Genomic DNA, 14,286 nt, shown 5'->3' with positions numbered 1-14,286 from the left:
GCGGCCCCGGCCGCGGCCGGCCGGGACGGCGGCGAAACGGAGGTGCGGGCCGCGGCGGACGCTGGCAGCCTGGGCGCCCATGGGACAGGATGCGCAGGGCTTCCGCTACGTCGAGCGGGGCGACGGTTCGGTCGTGATCCACCACCATGGACGGGTGGCGGCGACGCTGCGCGGCGGCCGCGCGGCGGAGTTCCTCGCGGAGATCGACGACGACCCGCAACTGGTGATGGCCCGGTGGACCGGCAACTACCGACGGGGCAACGAACGCACCGCCCGGCAGCATCCCCGCAACCGGGGCTGAGCCACTGCCGCTCCGGGCGTCAGCAGGGGCCCTGCTATGCCTGAGGCGTTGACAGGGGAGGCCCTTCCTCGCCCTTACAGCGGGATGTTGCCGTGCGCGCCGCGGGCCGCCGGGGCCCCGGCGAGGGCCTCGGCGATCCGGCGCCGGGTCTCCTCCGGCTTGATCACGCCGTCCACCACGCCGATCTCCAACGCCCGGTTGACGCCACCGGCGACCCGGATCTGCTCCTCGATCAGCTGGGCGCGCAGCGCCTCGCGCTCCTCGGCGGGGGCGGCGGCCAGCTTCTTGCGGTGCAGGATGTTGACCGCCGCGCTCGCGCCCATCACCGCGACCTCCGCGTTCGGCCAGGCGAACACCGCGGTCGCGCCGAGCGAGCGGGAGTTCATCGCGATGTACGCGCCGCCGTACGCCTTGCGGGTCACCAGGGTCACCCGCGGCACCACCGCCTCGGCGAACGCGTGCAGCAGCTTCGCCCCGCGTCGGACCACGCCGTCCCACTCCTGGCCCAGGCCGGGCAGGTAGCCGGGGACGTCCACCAGCACGACCAGCGGCACCCCGAGCGAGTCGCACATCCGCACGAAGCGGGCCGCCTTCTCGGCGCTGGAGGCGTCGAGGCAGCCGCCCAGCCGCAGCGGGTTGTTGGCGATCACGCCGACCGTCCGACCGGCGAACCGGCCGAGGGCGGTGACGACGTTCGGCGCCCACTTGGCGTGCAACTCCACGCCGGGCTCGTCGAGCAGGGCCTTGACCACCGGCTTCACGTCGTACGCCCGGTTGGCCTCGGCCGGCATCCGGGCGGCCAGGTCGTGCCCGTCGCCCCCGCCGGTCGGCACGTCGTCGGGGGAGAGCCGGCCCTGGTGGCCGAGGAGCGCGGCGAGCTTGCGCGACTCGGCCAGCGCCTCCTCGTCGTCCTGGCACGTCACGTGCACCACACCGGAGCGCCGGCCGTGCGGCTCGGGGCCGCCGAGGCGCTCCATGTCCACCTGCTCGCCGGTGACGCTGCGGACCACCTCGGGACCGGTCACGAAGATCCGGCCCGCCCCGCTCATCACCACGATGTCGGTCAGCGCCGGCCCGTACGCGGCGCCGCCGGCCGCCGGCCCGAGTACCACCGAGATCTGTGGCACCCGGCCGGAGGCCCGGACCATCGCGGCGAAGACCTGGCCGACGGCGTCGAGCGCGACCACGCCCTCGGCCAGCCGGGCACCGCCGGAGTGCCAGAGGCCGAGCACCGGCACCCGCTCCCGGACGGCGGTGTCGATGGCGTCGACCACGTGCCGGCACCCGTCGGTGCCCATCGCGCCGCCCATCTTCGTGGCGTCGGTGGCGAAGGCGATCGCCGGCGTACCGTCGATCTCACCCCGCGCCCACAGCGCGCCCGAGGTGTCCCGCGGCGAGGCCAGGCGCAGCGAGCCGGCGTCGAACACGGCCCGCAGCCGGACCTCGGGATCCCGGTGGTCCACGGTCGAGCTGTCCGCGCTCACGGCGGTCGTGGTCACTCGTGCCTCCAGGCTGTGGTGCTCAGGGCCGCGTGAAGACGAGCGCCACGTTGTGACCGCCGAAGCCGAACGCGTTGTTCAACGCGGCGGGGATCTCCAGGTGGCGCGCCTTGTGGGCGGCCACCTCCAGGGTGAGGCCCTCGTCCGGGTCGTCCAGGTTGATCGTCGGAGGTACGACGCCGTCGCGGATGGCCAGGATGGTGGCGATCGACTCCAGCGCCCCGGCCGCGCCGAGCAGGTGCCCGGTCATCGACTTGGTGGCCGCCAGCACGGGGTGGTCGCCCACCGCCTTGCGCAGCGCGCCGATCTCCAGCATGTCGCCGACCGGGGTCGACGTGGCGTGCGCGTTGACGTGCGCGATGTCGGTCTTGGCGACGTCCGAGTCGGCGACCGCCTTCGCGATGGCCCGGATCGCGCCCTCGCCCTCGGCGTGCGGCTGGACGATGTCGTACGCGTCCGAGGTGATACCGGCGCCGGCGAGGCGCGCGTAGACCCGGGCACCGCGGGCGGCGGCGTGATCGGCACGCTCCAGGATCACCACGCCCGCGCCCTCACCGAGCACGAAGCCGTCGCGGCCCTTGTCCCACGGCCGGGAGGCCTTCTCCGGCTCGTCGTTGCGGGTCGACATGGCCCGCATCGAGGCGAAGCCGGCGATCGGCAGCGGGTGGATGACCGCCTCGGTGCCGCCGGCCACCACCACGTCGGCCCGGCCGGAGCGGATGATGTCCAGGCCGAGCGCGATCGCCTCCGCGCCGGTCGCGCACGCGCTGGCCACCGAGTGCACCCCGGCCTTGGCGCCGAGCTCCAGCCCGACCCAGGCGGCCGGACCGTTCGGCATCAGCATCGGCACCGTGTGCGGGGAGACCCGCCGCGGGCCGGACGCCTCCAGGATGTCGTCCTGGGCGAGCAGCGTGGTGGCACCGCCGATGCCGGAGCCGACGCTGACCGCCAGCCGCTCCGGGTCCAGCCCGGAGTCGGCCAGGCCGGCATCGGCCCAGGCCTGCTGCGCCGCGATGAGCGCGATCGCCTCGGAGCGGTCCAGCCGGCGCAGCTTGACCCGGTCCAGCACCTCGGACGGTTCCACGGCGAGCTGGGCGGCGATCCGAACCGGCAGTTGCGCGGCCCACTCCTGGGTGAGCGCACTCACCCCGGAGCGGCCGGCGAGCATGGCGTCCCAGGTCGACGCGACGTCCCCGCCGAGCGGGGTCGTCGCGCCGAGCCCGGTGACGACGACGTCGGGGCGACTCATGATCAGGACTGCGCCTCGATGTAGCTGACCGCGTCCCCGACGGTCTTGAGGTTCTGCACCTCGTTGTCCGGGATCTTGACGCCGAACTTCTCCTCGGCCGCCACCACGACCTCCACCATGGAGAGCGAGTCGACGTCGAGGTCGTCGGTGAAGGACTTCCCCTCGGCCACGTCGTCCGGGTTCACCCCGGCAACCTCTTCGAGGATCTCGGCGAGGCCGGCGGTGATCTCGTCACGGGTCATTGCGGTTGGTTCCTCTCATCGGGGGTTCACTCGACGGCCGGCGACGCCGGTCGTCACTCCTCGGCGCGCTCGCGCCCGAGGGGGTCTTCAGGGGCAGCGGACGACCTGACCGGCGTAGGTCAGGCCGCCGCCGAAGCCGAACAGCAGCACCGGGGCGCCCGACGGCACCTCCCGCCGCTCGACCAGCTTGGACAGGGCCAGCGGGACGCTCGCCGCCGACGTGTTGCCGGACTCGACGATGTCCTTCGCGATGATCGCGTCGGGGATGTTCAGCCGCTTGGCGATGCCGTCGATGATCCGGGCGTTGGCCTGGTGCGGCACGAACGCGGCCAGCTCCGACGGGGCCACCCCGGCCTTCTCGCAGGCCTGCAGCGCCAGCGGCGCCAGCGCGGTGGTGGCCCAGCGGAAGACCGCCTGCCCCTCCTGCGCGATGTACGGCCGCCAGCCCTCGATGCGGACCGCGTCGCTCTTCTCCGGAACCGAGCCCCAGACCACCGGCCCGACCCCGGCCGGCTCGCCCTCGGCGGTCGCGGTGACCACCGCGGCCCCGGCGCCGTCACCGAAGATGATGCAGGTCGAGCGGTCGGTCCAGTCGGTGAAGTCGGAGAGCTTCTCCGCGCCGATGACGATCGCGTTGCGCGCCGCCCCGGCCCGGATCGCGTGGTCGACCGTGCCCAGCGCGTACGCGAAGCCCGAGCACGCGGTGTTGACGTCGTACGCGGCCGGGGCGGCGATGCCCAGCTTGGCGGCGACCCGGCAGGCCACGTTCGGGCTGCGGTCGACCGAGGTGCAGGTGGCCACCACCACGAGGTCGATGTCGGCGGCGGTCAGGCCGGAGTTGGCCAGCGCCTTGCCGGCCGCCGCGGTGGCCATGTCGGCCACCGTCTCGTCGCCGGCGATCCGCCGGGTGACGATGCCGACCCGGTCCCGGATCCACTCGTCGTTGGTGTCGACCATCTGGGCGAGGTCGTCGTTGGTCACCACGCGGGAGGGCTGGTAGTGCCCCATCGCGACAATCCGACTGCCTGCCATTAGTGCTGTCCTCCGATGCGGGCGAGCGGCTGGCCCGGGGCGACCGGGTCGTCGTGGTGGGCGAGCCACTCGGTGAGCAGCCCGCTGTCGTGCGCGGTGACCTCGACCGCCCCCTGCCGGGTGGCGACGTGGCCGATGACCTGTCCGACGCGCAGGTCCGCGCCCTCGGCCAGCTCGGCGAGCGGCGCGAAGGTGCCGGCGGCCGGGGCGACCACCACGCGGAACTGGATGACCGGCTCGTGACCGCCCAGGCCGCTGTGCCGGGCGATCAGGTCCCGCGCGGCGGGCAGGTCGTCGGGGGTGTTCAGGGTGACGATCTCGGGGGCGCCCTCGCCCTTGAGCTCCCGCTTGACCAGGCCGGCCAGGGTGCCGGCCGGCGGCAGTTCGAGCACGCCGGTCACGCCGAGGTCGGCCAGGGTGCGCATGCACAGGTCCCAGCGCACCGGCGCGGTGACCTGGCGGACCAGCCGCTGCACCAGCTCCCGACCGTGGTTGACCGCAGAGCCGTCCAGGTTGGACAGCAGGATCCGGGCCGGGTCGGTCGGGGTGATGCCGGCGGCCACGCCGGCCAGGGCGGCTTCGGCGGGGGCCATGTACGGGGTGTGGAAGGCGCCCGCGACCTGGAGCCGGATGACCCGGGCCTTGGCCGGCGGCTCGGCCGCGAGCTTGTCCAGTCCGTCGACCGAGCCGGCGGCGACGATCTGGCCGGCGCCGTTGCGGTTGGCCGGGTGCAGCCCGTGCGCCTCGATCGCGGCGAGCACCTCGTCCGGGTCGCCACCTAGCACGGCGGCCATCCCGGTCGGCTCCAGCGCGCAGGCGGCGGCCATCTCCCGACCGCGTACGCCGGCGAGGGTCACGGCCGCCTCGGCGGGGAGCACCCCGGCCAGGGCGGCGGCGCCCAGCTCGCCGACGCTGTGGCCGGCGACCAGCGCGACGTCGTACATCGGCAGGTGCTCGGCCGCGAGCAGCGCGGCCGCGACGAGCAGCGGCTGCGTGCGGGCGGTGTCCTTGATCTCGTCGGCGTCCGCCTCGGTGCCGAGGTGGACCAGGTCGACCCCGGCCAGCGCGGACCACCAGCGCAGGCGCGCCTCGGCTCCGGGCAGGGCGAGCCAGGGCGTCAGGAAGCCGGGTTTCTGGGAACCCTGTCCGGGTGAGAGTACGGCGAGCACGTCTACGACTCTGACGGATACTCGCGGGTCGCGCTGTAACGCACGGCACCAAACCGCACTAGAAGCTTTGGAGGGTCCCTACAAAGATCGGCGGCGATCATCACCTGTCTGTGACGTTTTCCTGACGCTTGGGCTCAATGTCTGGGTCGGGACGGGTGCGACCGCCGGGACCACCGGGTCGAGCCGGCCGACCGTCAGCGCCACCTGGAGGGCGAACGCGTCCCTGGGCGCGAGCGGCGAGAAGCCGGTCACCTCGGCCACCCGCTTGAGCCGGTAGCGCACGGTGTTCGGGTGCACGAACAGGGCCCGGGCGGCGCTCTCCAGCGTGCCCCCGGCGGCGAAGAAGGCGTCCAGCGTCTCCAGCAGTTCGCCCCCGGCGCGGACCAGCGCCGCGTAGACGTCGTGGCGCAGCCGGCGGCGGGCCTCCGCGTCGCCGGCCAGGGCCCGCTCCGGCAGCAGGTCCGCGGCGGGCACCGGGCGTGGCGCCGTCGGCCAGGCCGGCGCCGCGCGGAACCCGGCCAGCGCGGCCCGCGCCGAGTCCGTCGCCTCGTCCAGGCTGGGTACGGCCGGACCCACCACCACCGGCCCGTCCCCGAACGCGGTCAGCAGCTTCTCGGTCGCCGTCAGCGGGTCCGCCGCCCCGCCCAGGACGATCACCAGGCGGTCGCCGTGCACGCCGCCGATCACCTCGACCCCGATCCGGCGGGCCTGCCGGTAGACGGTGTGCAGCACGGCGGCCACCTCGCCGCCGGGGGACCGGCCCACCGCCACCGCCACCGGGGGCGCGTCCGTCCAGCCCAGCGCCGCCGCCCGGCTGGCCAGCACGTCCGGCGAGTCGCCGCGCAGCAGCGCGTCCACCAGCAACGCCTGGAGCCGGGCGTCCCACGACCCGCGCGTCTCGGCGGCGCGGGCGTACACCCGGGCGGCGGCGAACGCGATCTCCCGGGAGAAGCGCAGGACCGCCTCCCGCAACAGCTGCTCCTCGCCCTTCACGGCGAGGTGCGACACCTGCTCCTCGACGACCTCGATGGTCACCTTGATCAGCGCCACGGTCTGCTGGAGGCTGATCGAGCGGGCCAGGGCCTGCGGTGCGGCCGCGAAGACCTCGTCCGACACCTCCTGGGTGCTGTCGGTGGCGCCACCGCCCTGCCGCAGCCACTGCACCAGCGACCGGACACCGGCCTGGGCGACCAGCATGACCCAGGACCGCTGGTCGGCCGGCAGCTCCCGGAACCAGGGCAGGGCCTCGTCCATCCGGGCCACGCTGCTGGTGGCCAGCGCGCCCGCCGCCCGTTCGATCCGGCGCAGCGTCGCCGACACTTCGGTCCCGCCCGGCTCGCTCACCGTTCCAGCCTGACATGCCCTGACCAGGGACTCCACACCGAGGGGCGGTCCGACGACGGGCCGACGGGTTGCGCGCCCTGCTCACCCGCGCCGACCTCGACGCCGCTCGCTGACCTGTCCGGTCAGTGGGGCAGTAGCAGGCCGCGCACCAGCGCAACGACCATCCATAGGGCCATTTCACCCCTCCAGCGCCCGGACCGGGCCGAAGCGTACGACAGACCCGGGGTCGGGCGGGCCCGTGCCGCCGGCCCCTCACCGGCGCCGGACGATCTCCACGGGTACGCGCCGTCCACCCCGTCAGGCCCGGCCAGTACGGTGTCAGGGCACGTCGGGGCGACCGCCCGACGGGCGATGGCGAACGTGAGGAGACCGGGATGGCGCACGGGGAGGCCGAGCACGGCTGCGCCCAGGGCGAGCCCCGCCGGCTGGGCCAACACGAACAGCCGGCGCCCGCCAAGCAGCCCCGCCGGACGGGCCTGACCCATCCGGCCGAGCCGACCGCCGGGCGCGGCGACGACAACCCGCCCGTGCCCCGACCGCGGGCCGCCGAGCCGGTCGTGCCGGCCGCGCCCGAGCCGGCCCCCGCTCAGGGATGCCGCAGCGACCTGCCCGGCTGGGCGGGCGCGCACCGGCACGGCGCGGTCCGGCCGCGGAACCGAACGCTCCGCCGGGAAAGGCCTCCGCACCGCTGGTGCTGACGCCGTGCTCGTCCCCTTGGGACTAGCGTGAGCACCGTGAAGGCGATCGCGATCGACGCGTATGGCTCGGCCGACCAGCTCACCCTGCGCGACCTGCCCACCCCGCCGGTCGGGCCGGACACCGTCCTGGTGCGGGTCCGTGCCGCCGGGGTGAACCCGGTCGACTGGAAGGTGCGCGAGGGCCACCTGGCCGCCGCCCTGCCGACCCATTTCCCGCTGGTGCCCGGGTGGGACGCGGCCGGGGTGGTCGAGGCGGTCGGCCCGGCGGTGACCGGTTTCGCGGTCGGCGACGAGGTGGTCGGGTACGTCCGGCGCGATGATGTCCAGTACGGCACGTACGCGGAGCTGGTGCCCGCCCCGGAGCGGTGCCTCGCCGACAAGCCCGTGCAGGCGTCCTGGGCCGAGGCGGGTGGCCTGCCGCTCGCCGGGCTGACCGCGTACCAGGCCCTGCAGCTGGCCCGGACCGGCGCGGGCGACGCCGTCCTGGTGCACGGCGCGTCCGGCGGAGTGGGGCACCTGGCGGTGCAGGTGGCGCGGGCGCTCGGCGCCGGCCGGGTGATCGGCACCGCGAGCGAGGCCAACCACGACTTCGTCCGGTCGCTGGGCGCCGAGCCGGTCAGCTACGGCGACGACCTGCTGCACCGGATCCGCGCCCTCGCGCCCGACGGGGTGGACGTGGCGCTGGACCTCTTCGGCGGCGACGCGCTGGACGTCTCCGCCGAGCTGCTCACCCGGCCGGCCCGGCTGATCTCCACCGCCGACCCGGAGCACGTCACCCGGCTTGGCGGCAGCTACCTCTTTGTCAAGCCGTCCACTGCCGACCTGGCCGTGCTGGCCGGGCTGGTCGACGCCGGTCGGCTGACCGTGCACGTGGCCCGGACGTTCCCGCTGGCCGAGGCGGCCGAGGCGCAGCGCCTGGTGGCGGCGGGCCACGTCCGGGGCAAGGTGGTGCTGGAGGTCTGACCGGCCCGCCCGGTCGGGCTCAGCGGGTGCGACGGCGGATCAGCAGGGCGATGCCGGCGAGCCCGGCGGTGATGACCACCATCACCCCGACGTTGAGCAGCAGCAGCCGCTGGAGCTCGCCCATCGCCGCGTCGATGTCCTGCACCGGGTCCAGCGCCTCCTCGGGGATGACCCGATCGCCTCCGCCGATGCCGCCGCTGAGCGTGTCCACCTGCCGCTCCAGCGGCACCCCGACGCTGCGCAGCGTCTCGGACATGGTCAGCCGGCCGAAGAACCAGCCGGCCCGGGTCTTGCTCAGGTCGGGCTGCTTGGCCGGCCGGTAGACCCGGGGCCCGCCCTTGGCGAGCGGGTAGAGGTCGTAGGTCTTCGCGGGGTTGCCCCCGGAGAGCACCACGACCGTGTACTTCGGACCGAGGTCCTTCGCCGCCGGGCCGCGCTGCTGGCCGGTCGGCCCCAGCCACTTCACCTGGTCGAGGACGGCGTTGACCTCGGCGGGGCGGGTGTCGGCGCGCAGTTGCAGCGGCTGGTCGAGCCGGTCGCCGGTGATGTCCACTCCGGCCGGTGGGAGCTTGGGCTTGGGCGCGGCCGCGTGGGCGACCGTCCCGCCGGCCAGGGCCAGCGAGCACACGGTCGCGAGCACCGCGCCCGCCACGGCGGTCAGCAGCCGCCTCACCTTCCGGACCATCGCCGCCTCCTCGCCCCGTTCGATGGGTGGCTTCCGCTGCAGGTCACGCTTGATCGGCCGACGGCGGTGGCCGTGCCCGAGCTTCGGGTGCCCACCTCAAAGACTCCGCAGAACGTCGCTTGGTTGCAGCTGGTGGAAGAGTAATTGGAACTATCTGTGATCTGGGGCCGACTAACCGACGCGGCCGTTGATCAGCGGCCGGATCGTAACCGGATGGAGGAGCTCATGGGGGGCAAGGTCGGCCGCGTGGCGCGTACCTGGCTGGTGGTTCTCGGCGTGACGTTCGGTGTGTCGGTGCTGTCGGCCACCCCGGCCGCCGCGCACAACTCGCTGACCGGCAGCGATCCGAAGGACGGCGCCCGGGTGGCGACCGCGCCGAAGCGGATCGAACTGCGCTTCCTCGCCACGCCGGCCCCGGGTACGACGAAGATCACAGTCACCGGGCCGGACGACGCGCCCGCCTCGGGCGGGACACCGACCTTCTCCGGCAACCGGGTGAGCGTGCCGTTCACCCCGGGCCCGGCCGGCGTCTACACCGTCGCCTACCGGGTCGGCTCGTCCGACGGCCACCCGGTCAGCGGGAAGATCAGCTTCACCCTCACCACCGGCGCGCCCGCCGCCGGCCCGTCGCCCAGTGCGGCGCCGAGCACCGCCGCGCCCACCACCCCGGCGGCCTCGCCCACCACCCCGCCGAGCCCGGTGCCCGCCGCCTCCCGCTCGGACGAGGAGGGGCCTACCGGGTGGCTCTGGGCGCTCGGCGCCGTGGCGGTTCTGGTCGCGCTGGGCGGCGGGCTGCTGCTGCGCCGACGGGCCGCCCGACGCTGACCCACCCCCGTCGTACGACGAAGGGGCCCGCCGGACGACCGGCGGGCCCCGTCACGTGCCGGCCTCAGACCAGGCGCACCCGGGCGGCGCGCAGCCGGGTCAGGGTGCGCTCGCGGCCGAGCACCTCGAGGGACTCGAAGAGCGGCAGGCCGACGGTGCGCCCGGTGACCGCGACCCGGACCGGCGCCTGGGCCTTGCCCAGCTTCAGCCCGCGCTCCGCGCCCACCGCCTCCAGCGTGGACTTCAGCGACTCGGCGTCCCAGGACTCCAGCGCCTCGAACGCGGCGATCGCCGCGTCCAGCAGCTCGGCCGCGCCCTCCTTCATCGCCTTCGCCCAGGCCGCCTCGTCGATCAGCGGGTCGGCCAGGAAGAGGAAGTCGACGTTCGGCACGATCTCGCTGAGCACCGCGATCCGGGTCTGCGCCAGCGGGGCCACCGCGGCGAACGCGTCGGCGTCGAACTCCCCCGGCTGCCACGGCGGCGGGGCGATGGTCTCCGTGCCGGTGAGCCACGGCTGGCACTCCGTGATCAAATCCTCGATCGGCAGCGCCCGGATGTACTCGCCGTTGAACGCGCGCAGCTTCTTCTCGTCGAAGAACGCGGGGGAGGGGTTCACCTCCTCCAGCCGGAACTCCTCCTCGATCACCGACCACGGGACGATCTCCCGGTCGCCGGAGGGGGCCCAGCCGAGCAGCATCAGGTAGTTGCGCATCGCGGCCGCGAGGTAGCCCTCGTCCCGGTACGCCTCCAGGGCGACCTTGTCCCGCCGCTTGGACAGCTTCTGCCGCTTCTCGTTCACCACCACCGGCACGTGCGCCCACACCGGCGGCTTGACCCCGAGCGCGTCCCAGAGCAGCTGCTGCTTCGGGGTGTTGGGCAGGTGCTCCTCGGCCCGGATCACGTGGGTGATCTCCATGGTCATGTCGTCGACCACGTTGGCGAGCAGGAAGACCGGCGAGCCGTCGCCGCGGGCGATGACGAAGTCCTCGATCAGCTTGTTCTCGAAGGTCGGCTCGCCGCGGATCAGGTCGACCACCACGGTTGCGCCCTCGTCCGGCGTGCGGAAGCGCAGCGCCCGCCCCTCGCCCGCCGGGAGGCCCCGGTCCCGGCAGAAGCCGTCGTAGCCCTGGTACTGCGAGCCGGTCCGCGCCTGCACGTCCTCCCGGGTGCAGTCGCAGTAGTAGGCCCGGCCGCCCTCGTAGAGCCGCTGCGCGGCGGCCCGGTGCTCGCCGGCGTACGACGACTGGAAGTACGGGCCCTCGTAGCTGCCCCGGGCGATGCCGATCCAGTCGAGCGCCGACAGGATGCCCTCGGTCCATTCGGGCTTGTTGCGGGCCGCGTCGGTGTCCTCGATGCGGAGCACGAACACCCCGCCCTGCTGCTTGGCGTAGATCCAGTTCTGCAGGGCCGAGCGGGCACCGCCGACGTGGAACATACCGGTCGGGGAAGGGGCGAAGCGTACACGTACCGTCACGTCCCCAGCCTACGGCGGCCGGCGAGCCGATTTGAGCGAGGGGGCGGTCAGGGTACTGCTTTGATCTTCAGGACCAGGGCGCTGCCGAGGAGGGTGACGGCCGCGGTGACCGCGTACAGGGTGGGGTAACCGCCCAGGTGGATCACGATCGGGGCGGAGAGCGCCGGGCCGAGCACCTGCGGAGCGGAGTTGGCGATGTTGATCACCCCGAGGTCCTTGGCCCGGTCGGTGGCGGCCGGCAGCACCTGGGTGATCAGCGCCGCGTCCACCGCCAGGTAGACCCCGTAGCCGGCGCCGAGCAGCAGCGCGGCGATGATCGCCATCGGCCAGGTCGGGGCCACCGCGAGCAGCACCGCCGCGACCGCCATGATCAGCCCGGAGACGATCACGAAGACCTTGCGCCGGCCGGACCGGTCGGACAGCCGCCCCGAGATCACCGCGGTGAGCATCATGCCGAGCGTGTAGAGCAGGATCAGGATCAGCAGCGCGCCCTCCGGGTCGGCCACCCGCACCCCGTCGGTGAGGAAGTACAGCAGGTAGAGCGTGCCCAGCGCGTTGCCGGTCTGCACCAGGAACCGGGTGAACCAGGCCCAGGCGAAGTCGGGGTGCCGGCGCGGGCTGATCCACATCGAGGCGAGCAGGGCGCGCAGCCGCAGCGCCGGCCGGTGCTCCCGGGGTAGCGGGTCGTCCTCGGTGAGCACCGCGAACGGCAGCGACAGCAGCAGCACCGCGAGCGCGATGGCCGCGTACCCGGCGGCGTTGCCGGTGACCACGGCGGTGACCAGCACCGCCCCGAGCACCAGGCCGAGCGCCTGCGGGATGCCCACCCAGCCGGAGACACCGCCGCGCTGGGCGACCGGCACCCGGTCCGGGATGGCCGCGGTGAGGCTGGCCAGCATCGCGTTGAAGCAGACCTGGGCGGCGACCCAGCCGACCGCCACCCCGGCGATGCTGTCCTGGCGGGCGAGCAGCACCAGGGCGAACGCGCCGAGCACCGCGCCGGAGGTGGTCCAGACGTGCCGCCGGCCGAAGTGCCGGTCGGCCAGCCGGAGCACGGTCCGGTCGGAGAGCGCACCGGCGAGCGGGTTGGCGAGCACCGCGGCGAGCGCGCCGAGACCGGTGACGACGGCGAGCATCGCCTCCTTGTCGCCCGGCGCGATCCGTTCCACCTGCTGCGGCAGCAGCACCTGGATCGGGGTGAAGAAGGCCATCCAGACGCCGAGGTTGGCCGCGAAGATCAGCGCGATCCAGCTCCGTCGGACCGGCACGGTCGGTTCGGCGAGCGCCGCCGGCAGCGAGGCCGGCGTGGGGTTCACCGTGGTCACGGCCGGATCACCTGGTCACGGAACCAGGCGTACGACGACTTGGGGGTACGCCGCTGGGTGGCGTAGTCGACGTGCACCAGGCCGAACCGCTTGGTGAAGCCCTCGGCCCACTCCCAGTTGTCCAGCAGTGACCAGACGAAGTACCCGGTTACCGGCACCCCCGCGGCCATCGCCTCGTGTACCACCCGCACGTGCCCGTCCAGGTACGCGATCCGGTCCGGGTCGTGCACCCGGCCCCGCCCGTCCGGCACGTCGTCGTACGCGCAGCCGCTCTCGGTCACCTGGATCGGCGGCAGCGCGTCGCCGTACCGGTCGCGCAGTTGGAGGAGCAGTTCGCGCAGCCCGTCCGGGGCCACCGGCCAGTCGAAGGCGGTGCGGGGGTACCCGGTCAGCGGCACCAGCTCGAACGGCAGCGGCGAGTCCGCCTCGGCGGCCCGGATGCCGGTCGGGTTGTAGTAGTTGACCCCGAGCACGTCGATCGGGGCGGCGATCACGTCGAGGTCCCCGTCCCGGAGCAGGGCCGGGTCGAAGCCGGACTCCTCCGGGTATCCGCGCCCGAGCAGCGGGTCGGTGAAGAGCCGGTTGTGCAGCGCGTCGTACGCCGCCCCGGCCGCCCGGTCGGCGTCGGTCTCCCCGGCCAGCCGCACCGGGGAGTAGTTGTTCGCGATCGCCACCGGGCTGGTGCTCCGGGCGCGCAGCGCGGAGACCGCGAGGCCGTGTCCGAGGAGTTGGTGGTGGGCCACCGGGAAGGCGTCGAAGAGCAGCATCCGGCCGGGGGCGTGCACGCCCATGCCGTGCCCGAGGCTCATGTGGATGAACGGCTCGTTGAGGGTGATCCAGAGCCGCACCCGGTCGCCGAGGCGGGCGGCGACCAGGTCGGCGTACTCGGCGAAGCGGTGGGCGGTGTCCCGGTTGAGCCAGCCGCCGGCGTCCTCCAACGCCTGCGGCAGGTCCCAGTGGAAGAGCGTGCCGACCGGGTCCACGCCGCGGTCGAGCAGCGCGTCCACCAGCCGGTCGTAGAAGTCCAGCCCGGCCTGGTTCGCCGGGCCCGTGCCGGTGGGCTGCACCCGGGGCCAGGCGATCGAGAACCGGTACGCGGACACCCCGAGCCCGGCCAGCAACGCGATGTCCTCGGCGTACCGGTGGTAGTGGTCGCACGCGTCGTCGCCGGTGCTGCCGTCGACGATCCGGCCGGGGAGGTGGGCGAAGGTGTCCCAGATGGACGGCCCCCGGCCGTCGGCGGTGACCCCGCCCTCGATCTGGTAGGCGGACGTGGACACCCCCCACCGGAAGTCGGTGGGGAAGTCGGGCATCGGCGCGGTCGTCATTCGCCCTCCCAGAAACGCGAAGCGTGCTCGCGACTCTAGGGCGCGGACCCGCGACACGCCATAGGCCCGGAAAGGCAGGCGGGGCAAGGGCTTTCGGCGTGTCTTCTCCAAACCCATCCGCTTAAGTCCGATTTACACATAGAGTGCCGAAT

The 14,286-nt window shown here is 74.0% G+C and carries 14 protein-coding genes; 4 read left to right on the top strand and 10 right to left on the bottom strand.

What is annotated here, in order from left to right; all coding sequences use genetic code 11:
* The first annotated feature begins 79 nt into the window (after positions 1–79).
* Positions 80–301, top strand: coding sequence for a hypothetical protein (locus ACFYOS_RS23690; protein ID WP_387145471.1), 222 nt, complete (start codon positions 80–82; stop codon positions 299–301).
* 74 nt (positions 302–375) lie between these two features.
* On the opposite strand, the gene ACFYOS_RS23685 is transcribed toward ACFYOS_RS23690, so the two are convergent.
* From ACFYOS_RS23685 to ACFYOS_RS23660, 6 genes are all read right to left on the bottom strand, one after another.
* Positions 376–1,800: an acyl-CoA carboxylase subunit beta gene (locus ACFYOS_RS23685; RefSeq protein ID WP_387145468.1), complete on the bottom strand. Its 1,425-nt coding sequence runs from the start codon at positions 1,798–1,800 to the stop codon at positions 376–378.
* 22 nt (positions 1,801–1,822) lie between these two features.
* Positions 1,823–3,049, bottom strand: coding sequence for a beta-ketoacyl-ACP synthase II (fabF, locus tag ACFYOS_RS23680; RefSeq protein ID WP_387145465.1), 1,227 nt, complete (start codon positions 3,047–3,049; stop codon positions 1,823–1,825).
* A 2-nt stretch (positions 3,050–3,051) separates the two neighbouring features.
* Entirely contained in the window at positions 3,052–3,291 is a 240-nt protein-coding gene (locus ACFYOS_RS23675) for an acyl carrier protein (RefSeq protein ID WP_007072348.1), read from the bottom strand.
* An 87-nt stretch (positions 3,292–3,378) separates the two neighbouring features.
* Positions 3,379–4,323, bottom strand: coding sequence for a beta-ketoacyl-ACP synthase III (locus ACFYOS_RS23670; protein ID WP_387145461.1), 945 nt, complete (start codon positions 4,321–4,323; stop codon positions 3,379–3,381).
* The gene (locus tag ACFYOS_RS23665) at positions 4,323–5,492 is read right to left on the bottom strand and encodes an acyltransferase domain-containing protein (protein WP_387145459.1); all 1,170 of its coding nucleotides are present in this window, start codon (positions 5,490–5,492) and stop codon (positions 4,323–4,325) included. Before ACFYOS_RS23665 ends, ACFYOS_RS23670 begins: the two co-directional genes overlap by 1 nt.
* A 78-nt stretch (positions 5,493–5,570) precedes the next feature.
* On the bottom strand, positions 5,571–6,872 hold the full coding sequence (locus tag ACFYOS_RS23660) for a PucR family transcriptional regulator (RefSeq protein WP_387145456.1): 1,302 nt from the start codon (positions 6,870–6,872) through the stop codon (positions 5,571–5,573).
* A 338-nt stretch (positions 6,873–7,210) separates the two neighbouring features.
* Between ACFYOS_RS23660 and ACFYOS_RS23655 the strand changes: the two genes are divergently transcribed.
* Both ACFYOS_RS23655 and ACFYOS_RS23650 read left to right on the top strand, forming a co-directional pair.
* Positions 7,211–7,534 carry a hypothetical protein gene (locus ACFYOS_RS23655; protein ID WP_387145453.1) on the top strand — a complete coding sequence of 108 codons (324 nt, stop codon included), beginning with the start codon at positions 7,211–7,213 and terminating at the stop codon, positions 7,532–7,534.
* Between the two features lie 36 nt (positions 7,535–7,570).
* Positions 7,571–8,497, top strand: a complete 927-nt coding sequence (locus ACFYOS_RS23650; protein WP_387145450.1) for an NADP-dependent oxidoreductase — start codon at positions 7,571–7,573, stop codon at positions 8,495–8,497.
* Between the two features lie 19 nt (positions 8,498–8,516).
* On the opposite strand, the gene ACFYOS_RS23645 is transcribed toward ACFYOS_RS23650, so the two are convergent.
* Positions 8,517–9,182 carry a hypothetical protein gene (locus ACFYOS_RS23645; protein ID WP_387145447.1) on the bottom strand — a complete coding sequence of 222 codons (666 nt, stop codon included), beginning with the start codon at positions 9,180–9,182 and terminating at the stop codon, positions 8,517–8,519.
* Between the two features lie 213 nt (positions 9,183–9,395).
* Between ACFYOS_RS23645 and ACFYOS_RS23640 the strand changes: the two genes are divergently transcribed.
* Positions 9,396–10,007 (top strand): copper resistance protein CopC, encoded by a 612-nt coding sequence (locus ACFYOS_RS23640; protein WP_387145445.1) that lies wholly within the window; start codon positions 9,396–9,398, stop codon positions 10,005–10,007.
* Between the two features lie 64 nt (positions 10,008–10,071).
* Here the strand turns inward: ACFYOS_RS23640 and gltX are convergent, their stop codons facing one another.
* Genes gltX through ACFYOS_RS23625 form a run of 3 tightly spaced genes read right to left on the bottom strand, consistent with a single transcriptional unit; the run spans position 10,072 to position 14,134 of the window.
* A complete protein-coding gene (gene gltX, locus ACFYOS_RS23635; protein ID WP_387145442.1) occupies positions 10,072–11,481 on the bottom strand; it encodes a glutamate--tRNA ligase in 1,410 nt (469 codons plus the stop codon).
* A 47-nt stretch (positions 11,482–11,528) separates the two neighbouring features.
* The gene (locus ACFYOS_RS23630; RefSeq protein ID WP_387145439.1) at positions 11,529–12,806 is read right to left on the bottom strand and encodes an MFS transporter; all 1,278 of its coding nucleotides are present in this window, start codon (positions 12,804–12,806) and stop codon (positions 11,529–11,531) included.
* Positions 12,803–14,134 (bottom strand): GH1 family beta-glucosidase, encoded by a 1,332-nt coding sequence (locus ACFYOS_RS23625; protein WP_387145436.1) that lies wholly within the window; start codon positions 14,132–14,134, stop codon positions 12,803–12,805. The genes ACFYOS_RS23630 and ACFYOS_RS23625 overlap by 4 nt, the downstream gene beginning before the upstream one ends.
* Positions 14,135–14,286 lie beyond the last annotated feature (152 nt).

The organism is Micromonospora sp. NPDC005806, assembly GCF_042871425.1.
GTDB lineage: Bacteria > Actinomycetota > Actinomycetes > Mycobacteriales > Micromonosporaceae > Micromonospora.
Note: the sequence above shows the minus strand (reverse complement) of the source record. Positions and strands in the feature narration are given on the sequence as shown.